The sequence below is a fragment of the Bacillota bacterium genome, from assembly GCA_012837285.1.
Classification (GTDB): Bacteria; Bacillota; DTU030; order DUMP01; family DUMP01; genus DUNI01.
The window spans coordinates 1-18,484 of record DURJ01000128.1; the positions used below are offsets into that span (position 1 = coordinate 1).

17 protein-coding genes are annotated in these 18,484 nt (G+C 52.9%); 16 read left to right on the top strand and 1 reads right to left on the bottom strand.

Translation table 11 applies throughout. The features are described 5' to 3' along the window. Positions 1-70 precede the first annotated feature (70 nt). From GX016_07525 to GX016_07595, 15 genes are all read left to right on the top strand, one after another. A complete protein-coding gene (locus GX016_07525; GenBank protein ID HHT71407.1) occupies positions 71-1,177 on the top strand; it encodes a hypothetical protein in 1,107 nt (368 codons plus the stop codon). Next, positions 1,153-2,724, top strand: a complete 1,572-nt coding sequence (locus GX016_07530) for a hypothetical protein (GenBank protein HHT71408.1) — start codon at positions 1,153-1,155, stop codon at positions 2,722-2,724. Before GX016_07525 ends, GX016_07530 begins: the two co-directional genes overlap by 25 nt. After that, on the top strand, positions 2,714-3,475 hold the full coding sequence (locus GX016_07535) for a hypothetical protein (protein HHT71409.1): 762 nt from the start codon (positions 2,714-2,716) through the stop codon (positions 3,473-3,475). The genes GX016_07530 and GX016_07535 overlap by 11 nt, the downstream gene beginning before the upstream one ends. Then, positions 3,462-7,922, top strand: coding sequence for a hypothetical protein (locus GX016_07540; protein ID HHT71410.1), 4,461 nt, complete (start codon positions 3,462-3,464; stop codon positions 7,920-7,922). The genes GX016_07535 and GX016_07540 overlap by 14 nt, the downstream gene beginning before the upstream one ends. A 381-nt stretch (positions 7,923-8,303) precedes the next feature. Next, positions 8,304-8,570 carry a hypothetical protein gene (locus tag GX016_07545; GenBank protein HHT71411.1) on the top strand — a complete coding sequence of 89 codons (267 nt, stop codon included), beginning with the start codon at positions 8,304-8,306 and terminating at the stop codon, positions 8,568-8,570. Positions 8,571-8,872: 302 nt separating this feature from the next. Further along, positions 8,873-9,037, top strand: coding sequence for a Flp family type IVb pilin (locus tag GX016_07550; GenBank protein ID HHT71412.1), 165 nt, complete (start codon positions 8,873-8,875; stop codon positions 9,035-9,037). Between the two features lie 160 nt (positions 9,038-9,197). Beyond that, entirely contained in the window at positions 9,198-9,374 is a 177-nt protein-coding gene (locus GX016_07555; protein HHT71413.1) for a Flp family type IVb pilin, read from the top strand. Between the two features lie 353 nt (positions 9,375-9,727). Further along, positions 9,728-10,282, top strand: coding sequence for a prepilin peptidase (locus GX016_07560; protein ID HHT71414.1), 555 nt, complete (start codon positions 9,728-9,730; stop codon positions 10,280-10,282). Between the two features lie 4 nt (positions 10,283-10,286). Continuing rightward, entirely contained in the window at positions 10,287-10,754 is a 468-nt protein-coding gene (locus tag GX016_07565) for a pilus assembly protein (protein HHT71415.1), read from the top strand. A gap of 31 nt (positions 10,755-10,785) precedes the next feature. After that, the gene (locus tag GX016_07570) at positions 10,786-11,736 is read left to right on the top strand and encodes a hypothetical protein (protein HHT71416.1); all 951 of its coding nucleotides are present in this window, start codon (positions 10,786-10,788) and stop codon (positions 11,734-11,736) included. Between the two features lie 15 nt (positions 11,737-11,751). Beyond that, positions 11,752-12,480, top strand: a complete 729-nt coding sequence (cpaB, locus tag GX016_07575; protein ID HHT71417.1) for a Flp pilus assembly protein CpaB — start codon at positions 11,752-11,754, stop codon at positions 12,478-12,480. Between the two features lie 19 nt (positions 12,481-12,499). Beyond that, the gene (locus GX016_07580; protein HHT71418.1) at positions 12,500-13,699 is read left to right on the top strand and encodes an AAA family ATPase; all 1,200 of its coding nucleotides are present in this window, start codon (positions 12,500-12,502) and stop codon (positions 13,697-13,699) included. Beyond that, positions 13,696-15,078, top strand: coding sequence for a CpaF family protein (locus GX016_07585; protein HHT71419.1), 1,383 nt, complete (start codon positions 13,696-13,698; stop codon positions 15,076-15,078). Before GX016_07580 ends, GX016_07585 begins: the two co-directional genes overlap by 4 nt. 1 nt (position 15,079) lies before the next feature. After that, positions 15,080-16,033, top strand: coding sequence for a hypothetical protein (locus GX016_07590; GenBank protein ID HHT71420.1), 954 nt, complete (start codon positions 15,080-15,082; stop codon positions 16,031-16,033). Between the two features lie 34 nt (positions 16,034-16,067). Next, on the top strand, positions 16,068-16,973 hold the full coding sequence (locus GX016_07595; protein ID HHT71421.1) for a type II secretion system F family protein: 906 nt from the start codon (positions 16,068-16,070) through the stop codon (positions 16,971-16,973). A gap of 94 nt (positions 16,974-17,067) precedes the next feature. Here GX016_07595 and GX016_07600 read toward each other — a convergent pair whose 3' ends face one another. Further along, on the bottom strand, positions 17,068-17,436 hold the full coding sequence (locus GX016_07600) for a DUF192 domain-containing protein (GenBank protein ID HHT71422.1): 369 nt from the start codon (positions 17,434-17,436) through the stop codon (positions 17,068-17,070). A gap of 234 nt (positions 17,437-17,670) precedes the next feature. Between GX016_07600 and GX016_07605 the strand changes: the two genes are divergently transcribed. Then, positions 17,671-18,484 (top strand): hypothetical protein (locus GX016_07605; protein HHT71423.1); only part of this gene is annotated, 814 nt, incomplete at its 3' end.

Genomic DNA, 18,484 nt, shown 5'->3' on the forward strand with positions numbered 1-18,484 from the left:
CAATTGGAGGCAGGAATAAAACCTTCCGGCGAGAATACCATAAGTGCCTGGGGAAGGAGAGTAGGGTTAAATGCTAACTGAGATTAAACGAGCCGTGGCTGCTTGTCCGCGAAAAGTATTAGATTTAGCGGCGGATATCCAGGAACCGGTGAGCCGCAATCTTGGTGCCGCCTTTCACACTGGGGGCGGGTATGAAGCTTTCGCCCAGGCTCTGTCGACGCTGGTAGCCGCGGGCGTTCTCAGACCGGTTAAAGCCGCTGGGGACAATGGCCGCCGGCCTCCTTTATACTTGCGCTATCGCAAAGTGGAGACTTCAGCGCAAGACCATAGCCCCCTGATCAAAGAATTGCTGACCACTTACCGCTCGTCGTTGAATCTCAGTTACTTTCTGTCCCATCCCCAAGAGTATCCGCCGGTGCGGGAAATTGTGCGCGCCATGGATGCCTATTTGCTGGCTAGTGAAGCCAGCCCACCGGAGATTTGGGATACAGTAAACGAGCGTTCGTTTCAGCTCTCCGGGGACGAGAAGTTCCTGGCTTCGTCCGCTGGGAGTAAGCTTTTGACCCGGTTGGGTCTTAGTTGTTCCGATCTGCATTGTCAGCCGGCACCGGAGCCTTTTTTCTATTGGTCCAGCGGACAAACCAGCCGGGATCGGTTTACATACGGCTTAATTATCGAGAACAAAGACACCTTTCATTCTTGGCAACAACTGCTTAGCCGCGGCAAACTAGCAGTGGATCCCCCGATCCAACTGCTTATTTACGGTGAAGGTAAGAAGATTCTCCATAGCTGGCCTTTTATTTACGAATGTCTGCAGCCAGGTGATAAGGCGCGCCTTTTTTACTTCGGTGACCTGGATCCGGAAGGGATTGCCATTGCAGCCAAACTCATCACTGCCGGCACAGGCCAGGAATACGACCGTGTTACCTTCTATCCGGCCGAACCCTTGTATCGGCAACTTTTGGCCACCGGCTGCAGCCGGCTGCTTAAGCGCGACCAGTCTCGAATCAAGAAAAAAACGCTGCTGCCCTTTTTTGTCCCCTGCGCAGCCGGGCTTAGCGATCAGGTGTTTGCTTTATGGGAGCAGGGAAGGATTATCCCTCAGGAAGCACTGCTGGCCAGCCGCTGGGCTGCTTTAGGGGAGGTGAGGTTATGGCCGACCTGTTTCCGGCCTTAAACATCGCCGGCAACCTAGCACCCACAACCAAGCCGGAACTGGCCGAATTCGATCAACGAATGATGCCTCTTCTGGCCGCTTTTCCTCTTTATGAACTGCAAAACAAGCATAGCTTACGGGACTATCATGGCTTGGAATTGGGCATCTGCCTACTCCTGTTTGTGTTGGAAAAAATGTTGCACTATGAGCCTTGCACTTACGAAGATGCGCAAGGATTCGTCCGTTTTCTGTTCCCTGCTTTAACGAAGCAACAGTTGACTTACACAGAAGCCGCTTCGCTGACACAAAAGCTGTTGGATGAGCTCAGTAACCAGGGACGGCCTTTCGTCTACCCTTATCGCAGTCCTGTGGACGGGATGGATCATGAAGTTAAGTTTCGGCTGCTGGAGCAGCACCCGCTACCGGAACAAGACACCATCGGCCTTAGACTCACCGCCCAGGGGCTGGACTTGTTGTTTAAATCGCGGGAAATTTATCGGGACCTGCAGTTTTCCGTGATGCAGCTATATCTAGATCAGCAAATTCGCCGCGGTACGTTTGAAGAGGCAATTCAGACAGTGAACGAATTGGGGTTGGCTGTCACCTCCATGGAGCAGCAGGTGGATGCGCTGCGAGAAGAGATTCGCCGCAATGTGGTGGAAGCCTTACAGGGATCGGATTACCACCGGCTGCTACGACACATGTCCGAACAGCTTGAGCGGGAAGGGGAGACGTTTAACAACCTCATCGCTTTGGTGCGGGAGACCAGGGCCAATTTAGCGGCCAAACAAGGGGCACTCGAACGCTTACAGGCAGTGGATCGTTTAGACCGTAGATTGCAGGAAGTGGCTCAGCAGCATTTGCGCTTGTTTACGCGCCAGCTGACCCTCAATGTTTTGGTAAGCGATGCTTTAGCAGCCAGTTTACGCAGTACCCTGACCGTGCGCTTTCACCTGGAAAAAGAGTTACAAGCAGAGGTACTGCGCCAACGTCCGCCGGGCTGGGTGCTGACGCGGACAGCAGTATTGCCGCTGTTGCGTCCGTTCTGCCCCAGGGTATTTAGCCTGTCGTTTTGTGTTGGGCCCCAGACTTTGCTGCGGCGGGAATACGAGCGGCCAGCAGAAGATTTGATGGAGGAACTGGACGAAGAATATCTCCGGACCCTGGAGGAGGCCGAAGAGAAACAGCAGCAGCGGACCCTGACGGTGCTCAAGCGTTGCTTTCACTTGTTACTTGAGCCCTTAATTCAGGCCACAACCGTATCTATGAGTCAGATAGTTACGCAACAAGACTGGTCTTTCTGGCAACAAGAAGAGGTGGCCGCCTTGGCTCATCTGTTGCTGCTGCTGCATCAGGCCGAGGAAATTGCCGCGTTCTTACCGTGGGATTATACGCCGGCCGGCAATGACCCGGCCGAATATGCCCTTTATCAAGTCTTGACGGAAAACGAGGCTTTAGCCCGGCTGGGGGTAGTCAAGGTAGGGGCTAGGGATGAAGCGGTGACGCTGCCATTTGAAATTAAAGTATCGGATTTTATCTTGACCAGAGGTGACTACCATGCAGTATAGCGCTGATACGGTAACTACCGCCCTGACATTGCTGCGGGAGTTGCTAAAAGAGCCGGTGGTTAATCGAGACAATAATCCTAGCCTGATGCTACGGTTGCAGCAGGATCCAGATGCGCTTAACTTGTGGCAGGAGATTATGGAGCCTGTTTTCGGCCTTCATCTCCTTCGAGCCGGCGATGAGTTTTACCTGACAGCGGGAATCAACGATGAGAGTGTATTTAATTATTCCAACGCCGAACTTCGCCAAGAATTGGGCCTGCAAAACAACACCGAGCTCTACACTTGTTCCTTTATTATTTTGACCCTCATCGCCGCCATCTACAGCAGCGACGATAGCACCGGTCCGGCGCGAGAGTATATTACCGTGGCCGAGTTAGAAGGCTTGGTATCGCATAATTTTGCTGTTTTAACTGCCGCAGAAGACTTGGAGCGGTTAGAAGATGAGACTCGGATGAACATAGAGGAACCGGCTCAATTCTGGGCCGATTTGCCCCTCCAGAAGGTAGATGCTGTGCGTCATCGCGGGACTATTTCCTGCTGGGCTTTTCTCCTTAAGACCTTAGATTTCCTAGCCCGGCATCAACTGGTGCTACTCTATGACGATCGCCAGGTGTTCCCGCTGCCGCGGCTAAGCAGTATGGTGGCTCATTATTACAACCACGCGGATCGCAAGAACATTATTTTAGAGCTTCTTCAGTCCGAGACGGACCTCCCGTCCGCAGCAGGGGGTGACGAAGATGCCGCGGATTAACCGGGTGCGCGTCCATAACGTGCTCTATGACAAAGGAAACCGTGTTTTTGACAACCTCAGCTTAAACCTGGGCGGACACGATGGCCTGTTGATCTTACAAAACGGCGGCGGCAAAACCTTGCTACTGCAATTGATGGCCCAAACAGTGATTCCCAACGTTTCCCTCCAGAAGCGCCGCTTGGCTACCCTGGTAGCCGAGAATTCATTTACCGGCCACGTGTTGGTGGAGTGGCTGCTGGATACGGATCCGCCACAGTATGTACTCACCGGGTTTTGCTTCGCCGAGAGTCTGGGCAGCGGTAACCGGGAGCTGGACTATTTTATGTATCTCACTGAATACAGCCAGCGCAATCCCTGGGACCTGGACAATTTCCCTTTGGTGGGCGAAGACGGGCGCACGCTAAACTACCAACAGCTGCGCAGGCTGCTCCGAACAGCCGCCGGGCAGGTGCGCACCTTCAGTGCCGACCGCCGTCAGGATTACCGGCGGGAACTCAAGACCTTTAATATTGATCCGGAAGAATGGGAGCATGTCCTCACCACCAACTCGTCCGAAGGCGGGGTAGGCAAGTTCTTTGAGGCTTGCAGTAAGACGCCGCAGCTACTGGACCGGCTCCTTATTCCCGCTCTGGACAGTGTTCTCGGTCGTCGCCAGGACGAAACCGATGCTTTAACACAGGCTTTTGAGCAAGTGGCCAAGGAGCTTATCACCTTACCGGAGCTCAAAGCCAATTGCCACGCCCTGGGCCAATTGGTGGAGCGGTTGCCGGATCTAAGTTCAGCTTTGCAGGAAGTGGAGACAGCCCAGGAACAAGAAGCTGAAGCCGAGCAGGCGTTGGCAGCGCTACTGGCTACTTTGGCTCGGGGAACGGGGCAGCTTGAGGCCGAGGACGCCGACTTGGCGGAAACCATGAAGCAAACCGGCAATCTTATCCAGGGAATCCAGTTTAAGCTGGCCAGTATTATAGTGGAGGAAAAGCGGCGGCAGTTGGAACAATATGAGCGGAAGCTACAGGCAGAAGAAACCAAGGTACGGGCGGTGCAAACAGAGTATCAGGCCGCTGCTGATAAATATCGGCGCTGCCAAGCACGGCGCTTATGGGAACTGAGCCAAGAAAAGAAGGCGCGGCTTAGGGAAGAGCAAGAACAGGAGCAGACAATGCTCAAGGGGCGAGAGGTGCAAGCCGAGGAGATAAGGGAGCTGGGGACAAAACTGTGGCCCTGGCACCAAGGCTTGACTAAGGACTTAAAGACCAAGCTGGAAACGGTAACAGCTGAGCTGGGCCGCACAGAGGAGTCCCAAAGAGCCAGCAGCGAAGAAAAGAAAAACCTAATCCAGGAGCGGGACCACCGGCGGCTGGAGCGGGAGAAGCTGCGCGGCCAAGGGGAGGAGTTTGATCTTCAGCGGCTGGAAGCGGCGGCCAAGCTTACTGCGGCCGGTTGGGGGGAAGACTTAATCAGGCCTGAGCCGGCGATTGCCTGGGTTAACGCCCAGCAGGCCCAAGCAGAGACAGCCCGGCATCGGGCTCAAACGGCTTATAATACGGCCCAAGAGAAGATTACAGCCCTGCGGACTCAGATACAGCAACTGAAGGCTCAAGAAGGGGAGCTGGGGCGGGAGCTGAAGCAGATTTCGCAGGATTGTGATAGCTGGAAGGAAGAGCTCTTATCCATCCGGGAACTGTTGGCCCTAATAGGAATGTCCCGGCCGGATCATGCGGCAGAGCCCTACGCTCTAAAGCTGCCTTTACTAAAGTATGCCGAGCAATTAGAAGCGGACAGAACTCGCTTGGAACTGGAGCGGGCTCAACTGAAGCAGCGGCAGGTATTGCTGGGGGCTGATGACGGTGCCATCTGCCCTAATACGGACACAGCGAAATTGCAGGCGGCCCTAACCAAGCAAGGTTTACCTACTATCCTGGGTACTGCTTGGCTCCAACAATTGAACGATGATGCCCGGCGCGAAGAATATGTAGCCCGTTTTCCCTGGCTTCCCTATGCTCTCATCGCCGAGGAAGAACAGTTGCTGCGGTTCATGCAGCGCCGGCCCAAGATCAAGGAAGATCTGAGCGCTGCTGTACCACTGGTGGCCCGGCAAACGTTAAACCTGTCTTCCGAGCTGGATATCGGCTTACACTTTGTCCAGCACCAAGGGTTACACCTCTTCGTTTATCCGGCCCAGATCAGTGAGGTATTAGCTGCTATTGCCGGACAGGTACAGGATTTAGAACGCCAATTAGGTGAAGTCCGGGGCAAAAGTCAGCACTGTCGGCAAGCCGCCGACAAGCTAACCCAATTACAGCGCAGTTTCCCTTACCACACTGATGAACAATGGGAGGCAGCCCGTAAGCAAGCCACTGCCGCTTGGCAAAAAACGCAGGACACCGGCCACCGGCTGGCAGCCGAAGTAGAAGAGCTGGAGCGCCAACAGGAGAAAGTAAAGCAGGCCGGGGAACAGGCCCGCGAACGATTGAGCGCGTGGTCAAACCTGCTTACGGAGCTGGATAATTATCAGCGGGCGTGGGGCCGAAACCAAGCGCGGGCCCAGCAAATAGCCCGGCTTAACAGCCAGGAAGCAGAGATCAACGAGAAGATCGTAGATTTGGAGATACAAGAGCAGCGGCTGGCTGAGCAGGCGGCTGCACTTCGGGATCGATTCCAACTGCTGGGCACTCAGTGGGACCAGCTACGGCAAGACGAAACCGAACTGTTTGCCGCCCACGCCAGCGGCGCCATCTGGTCGGCGGACACCGTTGCTGGCCCTAGCCACCCAATAGAATGGGCTGACTACAATAACGAAGCGAATACTCTTCGCGCTAAGCTCAAGTCTCTGGATAGAGAGGCGGCTGATTTGGCTGACATCAGACGCCGGCTACAAGAGTATCAGGCTGACATTAAGAACTTGAACCAACAGATCAAAGATACAGGAGTAGCCGAAGAAATAATAGCCGGACTTCCGGTTGTCACCGAGGCCGAAGAGCAGTGGTGGCGGGAACGGGCTCAAAATCTAAGTGGGGAGCTACAAGAAGCTGAAGCTCTTAGAAATGTGGCCCAAAGCTTAGTGGATAAAGCGGCCGGTGCCCATGAAGCCGAAAGAGAACGGATTCTCAGAGAGTATGACCGCACGCCGGTGCAGTCACCGGAAATTGATCTTCATGAGTACCGGACAGAGCTCCTGACAGAGCGCCAGGGAGTCCAAGCGGATTTGAATAAACTGGCTGACCAGCGCGGGTTCATCCAGGAGCTCCGACGTAATTATCAAATAGCCCAAGAGAGCTTGATGGCTTCCGGTGTGGCTGAAACCCATGTCTCCCCCTGGGACTTTAGCCGGGAACAGGATAAACTGAGGTGTTCACTGAAGGCCCCAATTCAGACTGTGCAGTCGTTGTTGGGCAAACGAGAACAGGCTAAGGAGCAGACGGCCACCTGTTCTCGGCGCTGGTTAGAGGCGGTGGAGGCTATGGGGACGGGGCTTCAAGTCCTGGCTAATGTGCACATCAATCATTTCTTTAATCAGCTCAAAGCCACCAGCCGCCAACCGGGCTGGGAACAGCAGTTAGATAAAGTGAAGGCCAGCCTAACGCATGTGGAGGCAGTAATTGGCCGAGTGCAGGCAGAAGCGAACCGCCGGCTGGACGATGCCGATCGCGTCCTGGCCGAGATGGTAGAGCGAGCGTTTCGCCAAGCCGACGGTATTCTCCAGCAACTGCAGGAATTACAGTCCTCGTCCAGAGTAAGGTTGCGGGGTGCCAACGTGGCCCTGGTCAAAGTGGACTTTACCCGCCCCGATCCAGCTGACGGCCAAGAAAGAATCAAGCGGTATTTAGAACAGGTTATTGCTCAAGCGGTGGAGCAAAAGCAGACCGGCACCGACGAAGAAGTTTATCGGCAAGGATTAGCCCAGGCGGTACGATCTTCGGCGTTGGTGGGCCAACTGGTTCCGCTGGACAGGATCCGCTTTCGGGTGCTAAAACCTCGTTCCGATGAGCAACCTTATACCGCCGGCGACTATCATAGCTGGGATACCTTGGTCAATTGGTCCGAGGGACAACGCTATGCCGCTCGCTTTGCTGTGTTCGTGGTCCTCATGTATCACCTACGGCAAAAACTGAGTCCCGGGCAGGACAGCAGCGTGATTATTGCCGATAATCCGTTTGGCGGCGCCTCCAGCGGGCATATTTTGGAGATTGTTATGGCCGTGGCCAAACAGACCAAAACTCAGCTGTTTTGCGTAACCGCCCATCGCCAAACAGAGATTATGCGCGAATTTAACGTCCTTTACAGCTTAGTCTTTCGCCGCACCTTAAGCGGGCAAGAACGGTTGATACCGGTAGATGAAACAGCGGCCGCTGTTTGTCGGACCGGGATCGAACCGGCCTGGGCCAACGTCCCTGGAAGCCCCCAGGGCACAGACCTAGGCGGGCAATTACGGTTGTTACCTTTCTAGCTGTTCCCACCGTGCTCGAGCGTAGGGGCCGACCCCCCACGTGATACTGCCCACGGTGCCCGGGCGTAGGGGCCGACCCCTGTGTCGGCCCGCAAGCGATGCCACAGTACCATCTCATAAGGACTGGCAGCCGCAGTTTGCAAACGGGCTTGCTTTGAGATCTGTTCTCAAAGCAGGCCCGTTTTTGCTGTTTACAGGGGGAATTGTCTGTTGTAACTGAGTTGTGACTCACTTGTACAAAAATATAACGCTCATGTAATTCAGATATAACTGGTTTATACGGTAGATATAACTGCGCTCTAGTGTACTTGAAGCAACTGGAACCAAGGTAGCGGCACATAGCCGGAATACGCACCCTGTACGCAAAGGAGGGAGCCACCCATGAACGAACAGTGCGAAGAGATGATATTCCCAGCCTCAGTCCTGGGCAGCGCCACTTTTCTGGTGAAAATCATGTATACCCAGAACTCCAGCACTCAGGGGATGGTCCAGTGGATAGATGAAGACAAAACCGTACACTTTAGGAGTTTCCTGGAACTGGTCTCCCTACTAACCGAAGCACTGCAGAATAAAGGACGATTAACCACCCTTAGGTCTTGGGAAAAGAGCGCCCCGGAAAGGCTCAGTCGTAAAGTAGAGGGACAGTGAATTGAAATCATTTCCTGTCATTATGAAGGAACGAACTCGTTTCCCGTCATTATGAAGGAGCGAACTCGTTTCCCGTGATCCAGAGAGAGCCCGTTTCCCGTCATCGTCAGAAGGAGCCCCGTTTTCCGTCATTCTGAAGGAGCGCAGCGACTGAAGAATCTTAAGGATCCTTGGGCAAAGCCCTCCCTCCGCTTCGCTCCCCACGCTACGCTCTGGGCAGGCTGGGCAGGCAGGATGACAACGGAGCAGGGCCTTCATAGCAAATATCTAAGGTAACCGGGAGGGTGAAGGAGGATTCCAGCATGCTGACATTGGTCCGAAAACTGATCCGAGAAACCGAAGGGCAGACCATGGCCGAGTATGCATTTATTTTGATGCTTGTGGCGCTGGCGGTAATCGGAACTCTCAGCGCTGTGGGAGAAGCCATTAAAGCTAAAGTGGAAACAGTAAGTGCAGCGTTTCCATAACCGCCGGGCAGGTTGAGCAGTCTGAGTAGTTATCTGATAGTTAGCAATATAGGGGCAAACCAAGAGAGTGGAAACGAAGGGGGGAGTTGCCAGGAGAAGACAGGGGGACCGGCGGGCAAAGGGTAAGGAAGAAAAATAAACTTCGAAAGGGGATTAAAGAATGTTGACTTTAGTAAAGAAACTGGTGCGGGAAGAAGAAGGGCAGACCATGGCCGAGTATGCATTGATTTTAGTGCTTATAGCAGTGGTTGTGATTGGGGCGCTGACCGACATAGGGACGAACATTATGGCGGTGTTTAATGCAATAAAGAGCAAACTGGTATTATCCGGTGGCTAACCCTAGAGAGACAAAACTAGATAGTGCAGAGCGGAAACAGGTGTTATAGACTTCTTTGAGGATTTTCAAGTAGCGCGTTTGGATAGTTAGGTGACTTTATCAGCTTTCTCTTGGGATGCGCACTAAATGATAGAATCTGTAACCTATAGAGCCATTACAGTACCAGCACGTCAAGCATCAGAGGGGTAGAAAAGCAAGGACCTTTTACAAATATATCAATAGCGAACTTTGCTTTCTACCCCTCATTTTTCAATAAGGTATTCCGTTATTAAGAGGTGAAATCATGGGAGCGAACACAATATTACGGTGTGTAAGGCGTACCTTTGTGGTAACCCTCGTAGGGAACGACCCCTGTGTCGTTCCGCAAAGTGGAACAACGAGGTGATGTGATGTTGGCTAATTTACTATTAGTTCCAGCACTTCTACTATCCTGCATTTCCGATTTAACTACGAAAAAGATCCCCAACTGGCTGACGTTTTCGGCCATGGGGTTGGGGTTTGTTATATACGGCTTTAACAGCGGCTTGGTTGGCATTAAAGACAGTGCCTTGGGGCTGCTGCTTGGCCTTGGGCTCCTGTTTATTCCTTTTGCCCTGGGCGGCATGGGCGCGGGAGATGTGAAGTTGCTGGGAGCAGTGGGAGCTCTAAAGGGTGCGGAATTTGTGTTCCGGGCCTTCATCGGTTCCGCGTTTGCCGGTGGAGCGTTAGCGCTCATGGCTATTATCTGGCGGGGAAAACTATGGGCTTGTTTAAAATGGAGTGTTCCAGCTCTAAAAGCCCTTTTCTATAAGGTAATTACCCGGGGACAGCTTAAGCTGGAGGTGCCGCCCTTCCCGGCTGGGGGCATCGGTCTACCTTACGGTGTAGCGATCTCGGTAGGTACGTTGGCAGTTCTCGTATGGGGGTGAGGGTATGCAGTTTTGGCTGCGGCGGTTAAAGAAAGACACGCGCGGGCAGACCATGGTGGAGTTTGCCCTAATTGCTCCGGTACTTCTGCTTATTCTCATGGGGATGTTTGATTTCGGCCGGGTATTTCATGCCTATGTCACCGTATCCACCGTGGCCCGGGAGACGGCTCGCTATGCCATCGTCCGGCATAGTGAGAAGGAAGTGTTTGACAAGGCTGAGGAAAGTGCGGTGGGCTTAAACTCAACCAAACTGAATTTTGACGTGGTGTGTGCAGGTACCAACAAAAACTATGTGATTTCCACTCCGGGCTCCTTGGATGATACTGATGCACCTTGGAACTCCGAGCCCTTCGGTACCCAGCTCAAGGTTACGGCCAATTACAGTTGCGAACTACTGACCCCTCTTATGGTTTCTGTAATCGGAGCAAACTCGGTATCCATGTCCAGTAAGGTTGTCATGGCTTTGGAATAGCGACCATCTGCAAAGGAAGGTGGCTAAATTGATGAGAACAAGACTAAACCGTTTGTTTAGGGAGGAGCACGGTGTAGTAGCCCCGTTAGTAGCTTTGATGCTGGTGGCTTTCATCGGTATGGCAGCCCTAACCATCGATGTGGGCCGTTTGTATGCCCAGCGGGCCGACCTTCAACATTCCATGGACGCAGCCGCGTTGGCCGGTGCAACGGCATTTATTAGGGGGTCTCTTGAGGGCGAGGCATTACCCGAGAATAAAGCTAAGGCCGCTGCCGAGACAGTTGCCGGCGCCAATGGGGATTCCGGTGCCAAGGCGGAAGTTCTCCCAGGGTCTACGGCTCATGACGCTCGCATCCGTGTTTCCAGTTCGCGTCCTACAGATCTCTATTTTGCCCGTGTTCTTAAACTCTTCTCAGTGGACGTGGGTGCTCAGTCAATTGCGCGAGCTTGGCGGGCAAAAGGGGTTCACAGTAAAGGCAATTTAATTCCATTAGGTCTAGATACCAGTTGGGCTACCGAAGACAAAATAAATACAGAAGTAGTTCTCAAGGTACTTGGAAACATGAACATAAAGGGCAATTTTTACTGCTTAGATTTTGGCCCGAAGGGCGAAGGGGCCAATGAATATCGCGAACATTGTAAGAATGGTTATCCAGAATCAATGTACGAGGGTGACATAATCCCTACTGAACCGGGTAATATGATCGGCCCAACCGAACAAGGGCTAAGTGACCGTGTGGGTGATACCGTGCTGGTTCCTATTGTGGATTTTTCAAAAGTACAGGGCTGTACTGATGTGACAGTACGGGGTTTTGCCAGTGTAAGAATAACTGAAGTAAAGGAAGTCAAAGCCATAGATGAAGAAGGTAAAGAAAAGTGGCAAACCCACGTTAAAGGCATATTCACTGGGCTAACCAGTGAGGGCAGGGACGAATCTGTTGAAACCGGGGGCATCTGGAGTTACAAGCTGGTTAAGAACTGAGGGGGTTAGGTATTCATGCGCAATATTAGCCGCAAGGTTATCATAGTGGCTCTTATTTTCGGTCTTATCGCGGCTTCCTTAGTCTACATGTATACCAAGAAGATGGAGGCGCAATACGAGACGAAAGCAAGGCTGCAGCCGGTGGTGGTGGCGCTCCGGACGATCCCTGCGCACGTGAGTGTGACGGCAGAGATGGTGGAGATAAAGAAGATACCGGCGGAATATATCCTGCCCAGCGCTTTTCGGGACACGAAAGACGTGGTAGGGGGTATCAGCAAGGCAGAGATTGTACCCGGGGAGCAGATTCCCAAGAGTAGAGTCTTTCACGGGGAAAAAGATGCGGCCTTGGCTTTCCTGGTACCGGATAATATGCGAGCGGTGGCGGTGGCGGTGGATGAGGTTATTGCCGTGGGCAACCTTATCCGGGTAGGCGATCGTGTGGATGTGCTCACCACTTGGAGTGCGGAAGTGGGCGCCGGCGGACGGGAAGAGACGCGTACCATCACCTTGCTGCAAGATGTGGAAATCCTGGCGGTGGGACAGACCACCGACCCTGGCGTAAAAATAGACACTAAAGAAGGCGGATTTAGGACCATTACCCTGGCCCTGGAGCCAGCTAAAGTGCAGCACCTAACCCTGGCGGAAAAAGTAGGCTCGCTGAAACTGGCCCTGCGTTCGCCCTTGGATCGGCGCATCTTGAACCTGGGAACTATAACTGACGGCAGCTTGGCACCGGTCAGATAAAAAAGGGAGGCCGGCAAATATGTTGGAACGGATTCGAGTGGGAGTAGTAGCTGCAAATGAAAAGGAGCGCGAAGACCTGGGGCGCTTGTTGGCCATAGTGCGCGATATTGCCGTTTTGGTTAAAACCGATCCTGATGGCAGATCAGATTTGATTGCCGCCCGGGTTCAGGTAGCGGTGGTGGGTTGTTCCGGTGACGGGGAAGAAGCCTGGCAGACTGCCGGCCGACTGGTGGCCGAGGCACCGGAGATGGCGGTGATAAAAGTTGTGGACCGGCTGGACGGAGAAGCCTACAAGCTGGCTTTGCGCTCCGGGGTTAAGGAGTTGGTAGGTACCCCGATCGATACGGAAGAGCTTATAACCGCTGTCTATACCGCCTATGAGGCTGCGCAGCCAAAAGTGGAGGAAGAGAAGACCGTCTTGAATAACGGGGGCCGGATTACCTCCGTGTTCAGCACCAAAGGCGGGGTGGGCAAAACCACCATTGCCGCCAACCTGGCGGTGCTGCTATCTAAATCGGGGAAGAAAACGGCGCTGGTGGATCTGGATTTGGAAAGCGGGGATGCAGCTCTGGCGCTGGATGTGGTTCCGCGGCGCAGTATTGTGGAGCTGGCTGATGAGATCAACCGGCTGGACATAGATCTGCTGGAAAGCTATTTAGTGCGGCACAATTCCGGTGTGATGGTCCTTTGTGCGCCCAGCAACCCGGCTTACGGCAAGCTGATTGCGCCCCAGCATGTGGAGAAGATGCTGCGTCTACTCCGAGAGGAATACGATTATGTGGTGGTGGATGCCCCTAACTACTTCCATGAGACTATCCAGGCGGCGCTGCAGCTATCGGGACTTATTTTGCTGGTGGGCAACGTGGAGATTTTCTCAGTAAAGAACATGCGCTCCTGCCTGGATACGCTGGAAACCATGGGCATGAAAGAAAAAGTGCGGATTCTCCTAAACAAAGTAGGGCGGGAAGGCGGCATTAAGCTTACCGACATCGAGCAAACCCTGGGGATGCCAGTGTGGGAATCGTTGCCCAGCGAAGAGAACGTAGTGGTTCCCAGTATCAATCAGGGGATCCCATTGGTGATGACTCATCCCAATTCCCGTATCGGTCAAGGGTTGCGGACTTTGAAGGATAAAGTCGAGGGCGAGAAGGTTTTCGGTCCCGTAAGTAAAAAGCGGGTGCTACCGGCAAAATTGGCTCTTGGGGGGAGTAAGTCATGACCGGCCTGGAACGTCTGAGCAAATTTAAACACGAGCGGGAGATTAATAACAAAAAGACGGTGGAGAACATTACCACACCTGATGACAGCCTCGATACCATCAAGACCGAGGCCTTGGCCCGAGTGGTTAATGACTTGGCACCGGATTTCAGCCCCGACCTTTTAAATCAGCAGCAGAACCGGGAACTGGAGACCAAGGTGCAGGAAGCTACCACAGCGGTGCTGACCGAAAACGGTAAGTTTATGTCCCGGGCCGAACGCCAACAGCTAATACGGGAAGTGATGAATGAGATTGTGGGCTTGGGGCCTATTGAGCCGCTGGTGCGCGATCCGGATGTATCGGAAATAATGGTGAACGGTCCGAACCAGGTATATGTGGAGCGCAAAGGGCGGATCTATCCCACCGACGTGCGTTTTCGGGATGACGAGCATGTGCTCCATGTGATTGAAAAGATAATTTCTCCTTTGGGCCGCCATATTGACGAAACATCGCCCATGGTTGACGCCCGGTTGCCTGACGGTTCCAGGGTGAACGCCATTATACCGCCTTTGGCTATACACGGTCCTACTCTTACTATTCGCAAGTTTTCGGTGGAGCCGTATACAGTGGAAGACTTGATTTCGTTCGGCACCTTGAACTCCCATATGGCACTCTTTTTTAAAGCCTGTGTGGAAGGCCGGCTTAATATCATTGTCTCCGGCGGGACCGGCACCGGGAAAACCACTACGCTGAATGTGTTGTCGTCCTTTATTCCTCACCAGGAACGCATAGTTACTATTGAGGATGCGGCCGAACTAAAACTGCAGCAGGAGCACGTGGTCTCCCTGGAATCGCGTCCGGCCAATATCGAGGGGAAAGGACAAGTCACCATTCGTGACTTGGTTATCAACAGCCTGCGTATGCGCCCGGACCGAATTGTGGTGGGGGAGGCGCGCGGCGGCGAAGCCCTGGATATGCTCCAGGCTATGAACACCGGTCACGATGGGTCGCTCACCACTGTACACGCCAATTCTCCCCGGGACACCCTGTCTAGGATTGAGACCATGGTACTCATGGCTGGGATGGACTTACCGGTACGGGCTATTCGCGAGCAGATTGCCTCCGCCGTGAACCTGGTTGTTCAAATCAGCCGGTTTCTCGACGGTTCCCGTAAGGTCACCCAAGTGACGGAAGTGGTGGGGATGGAGAGCGACACCATTACCCTGCAAGATATCTTTGTCTACGAACAAAAAGGCTTTGATGAACAGGGTCGGGTGAACGGGCGGTTTCGGCCTACTGGCATCGTGCCGAAATGTATTACTTCGTTTGGAGCCAAGGGCATCAATTTGCCGCTGGATGTGTTTCAACCCCGGGCCGACAGTGTCAGGGTGGTGAGCTGAGATGCTACAGGCGATGTTGGTAACCAGTTTTCTGGGAGCGTCCTTAGCGGTGGTGGGGGTGCAGCAGTTTCTGGGCCGAAGTCGGTGGAAGCTGCTGGACCGGCTGGAGCGTTATGCCGGGTCGACTCAGTTGGATTTTGAGCAGGAAATCCAGGGGCAACGGCCGGCGGGAAGGCGCTCTATCCTGGCCCGGTTCACAGTAATCAAAAGATATCTGGCCTATTTGGAACGCGAGCTGGCTCAGACAGCCATTTTGCTTCGGCCGGAAGAATTTTTGGCTGGAGAGCTTATCACCGGTATGGTCTTATTTATCATTATCTATATAGCTGGTCAGCCGGTTGTGTGGGCTCTGCTGGCGGGTGTGGCCGGGGTTTATGCTTGGCATTTGTTTTTGCGGCGGGCCAAGTATTTGCGCCGGCGTGCTTATGACGAACAGACAGTCCCGGCTCTGGAGCTCATTGCCAGTAGCCTCAAGGCCGGATATAGCTTTTTGCAGGCGGCCGGCATTGTGGCCTCGGAATCGGATCCGCCCATGGCCACGGAATTTAAGCGTCTGCTGAAAGAAGTGAAGATGGGCGTATCACTGGAGACGGCGCTGCAGGATTTGGCGGCCCGGATCGGGACCGAAGACATGGAGCTGGTGGTGACGGCCATAACCATTCAGCGGCAAGTAGGCGGTAATCTGGCTGAAGTGCTGGAAAAGATTTCGCACACCATCCGGGAACGAATCAGGCTCAAGAACGAGCTGCGGGCGCTTACTGCCCAAGGCCGACTGTCGGCCATAATTGTCATCGCTTTGCCGCCGGTGTTTACCGCCTTAGTTACTATGTTTAACCCTGAGTTTATGTTGCCTTTAATAACCGAACCGGTGGGCAGGATGATGCTGATAATGGCTGTGGCCATGCAGATCCTGGGCGTGATTATCATCAGACGGATTGTAAATATTGAGTTGTAGCCAGGGTTTACAGGGGCAAATAAGGGGTGATTAGATGCTACCGGCGATTATTACGCTGCTGCTGGTTTTCCTGGTAGTACTGGGGCTGGGGCAGCTCTTGACCGGCCGTCGGCGCCGGCTCATAAACCGGTTGGAACGGTTAAAGGCGGATACTCCCGAGGATGCGGCCCAGGCGTTGAGGAGACCCTTCAGTGAGCGCATCATCTTTCCGTTGCTGGAAAACATCGGGCAGCAAGTGGCTCGTCTTACTCCCAAACAAATGAAAGGCGCCTTAGATAAGCGCCTGGTGGTGGCCGGCCCTCCCTTGCGGACCAACCCGGTTAGGTTCCTTAGCCTCTTGGGGCTCCTTACGGTGGTACTGCCGGTGTTGACGGCAGTAGTGGTCTGGAAAAGCAATTTACCTTTTTTACGCTCGGTAGTGGCGGTGGTGCTGGCAGCAGCATCCGGAGCCATATTTCCCCTGGTATATCTTGACTGGCGTATTAACCAGCGCCAGCAGGCCATTTCCCGGAGCTTGCCCAGTGTACTGGACTTGTTGGTGGTCAGCGTCGAGGCAGGACTAGGTTTCGATATGGCCCTGCATCGCGTCACCGAACAAATAAGAGGGCCGCTGGCCGACGAACTGGGTCTTACACTGAATGAAATTCGGCTGGGACGGACGCGGCGAGCGGCGCTGCGCGATTTGACCGCCCGCACAGAAGTTTCCGACCTGACTACCTTTATCAGTTCTATTATCCAGGCCGATCAGCTGGGCGTCAGTATCGGCAATGTGCTCAGAGTGCAGTCGGATTCCCTGCGGGTTAAGCAGCGACAGCGGTTTCAAGAGCAAGCTATGAAAGCTTCTATTAAGATGCTGTTTCCCACCATTTTTCTCATCCTGCCGGCGCTGTTCATCGTTATTTTGGGGCCGGCGTTTCTCAGCATTATGAAGGTGTTTTAGTGTAATTAGGAGACTGCTTAACGCTTCCCTGTTAACGAGACAAGCTACCTTGTTAATGGCACTCATAGAAACCTGACAAGACACTGTTTTCACATCATATAATGCGAACCTGGTCTTCAACAGAAACCTTTCCCGTTAGTGTCCCAGCGACGAATTCTATCGCGCTGGCGGCCCGGGGAACATAGGGAACTGCCCGCCAGGGCTGCAGGTTTTCTACCACCTGCACCACGGTAAGATCACGATCTAAGAACAATACATCGATGGGATAGCGCATAAAGCACATATGTACACCGTTGCAGGGACGCAGCCAAAGAGCAGAACCGGGCAGTAAAGGGGGTCGAAACATTAAACCACGCAAACGAGTAAAGAAAGTGTCGGCCAGTTCTAACTGATCGGCCAAAATAAGTCCCTGAGTATCATTTATCAGTTTCGGGAATGGCTGTTCTTTTTGCACAAGGATCATCCCTTTCGCCACACTTAATGCCGATACTATATGCTCCTTGCTCGCATCGATTCTGTTCAATGAATTGTAACAAATTACCTCTACTAATTCGCTATAAATCACTTGTTTCCTACCAAAGCAAGGTGTAAAATGGCTTGCCGGGTAATAATTACTAGTACGGGTAGATATTAGAAACTAGCGTAAAAACCAAACATTGTTACAGCGGTGAATAAAGAGAAGAAAGAGGTGTTGCCAGTGAAACGCAAACTCTCAGTGCTGGCCTTGATGGTAGCTGTTATCTTGGCCGTTGGATTGGTAAACGTACCCTATGCCTTTGGCAATGAAGCAGAGCCGGCGATAGACGCCATGGAAATAACACAAGGTTCTGTTGGATCCTTAGCAGGCGCAATTTGGACTACGGATTCAGAGGGTAAGAATGTAAATAAGAATATTTATGATTCTAAAGAAGAAGTCTATCTTAATGGAGGTCCCCATGGCGGTAGTGGCAAAGGAATACCGGAAGGCTCCTATTTTGTAAAGGTAACAACGCCTGATGGGAAAACGTTATTAGGAATGACCCCAGAGAGTCAGAAGATTGAGGTAGGATCAGACGGCAGAATGGTAAAACGGTATCACTTGATGGAGATCTTAAGTGAAGATGGAACAGATGATGGAACTAAGGGTTACAAAGACACTACTAATCCAGGCGGAGAGTATAAGGTATGGATTAGTCCGAATGAAGAATTCAAGCCTAATCTCACGGATAATTTCAAGGTAGGAAAGGGTACGCTGACTATCAAAAAGGTTATCGAGAGCGTAAACGGAAATAACGGACCCCGCAATGGATCTCCTGTGTTTACGGTTATTGTTACAGGCCCGGGTGACTACGAGAATACCATTGATAATGTGGTCCCGGGTGTGCCTGTTGTCCTTAAAAATTTAAAGCTTGGGGAGTATACAATCGAAGAAACTGATATCCCGCCAGGATATAGGTGGGTTAGTACTGATCCGGCCACAGTAGACCTTACAGAAGAAGGCGCGACTGTTACGGTAACTAATAGGGAAGAAA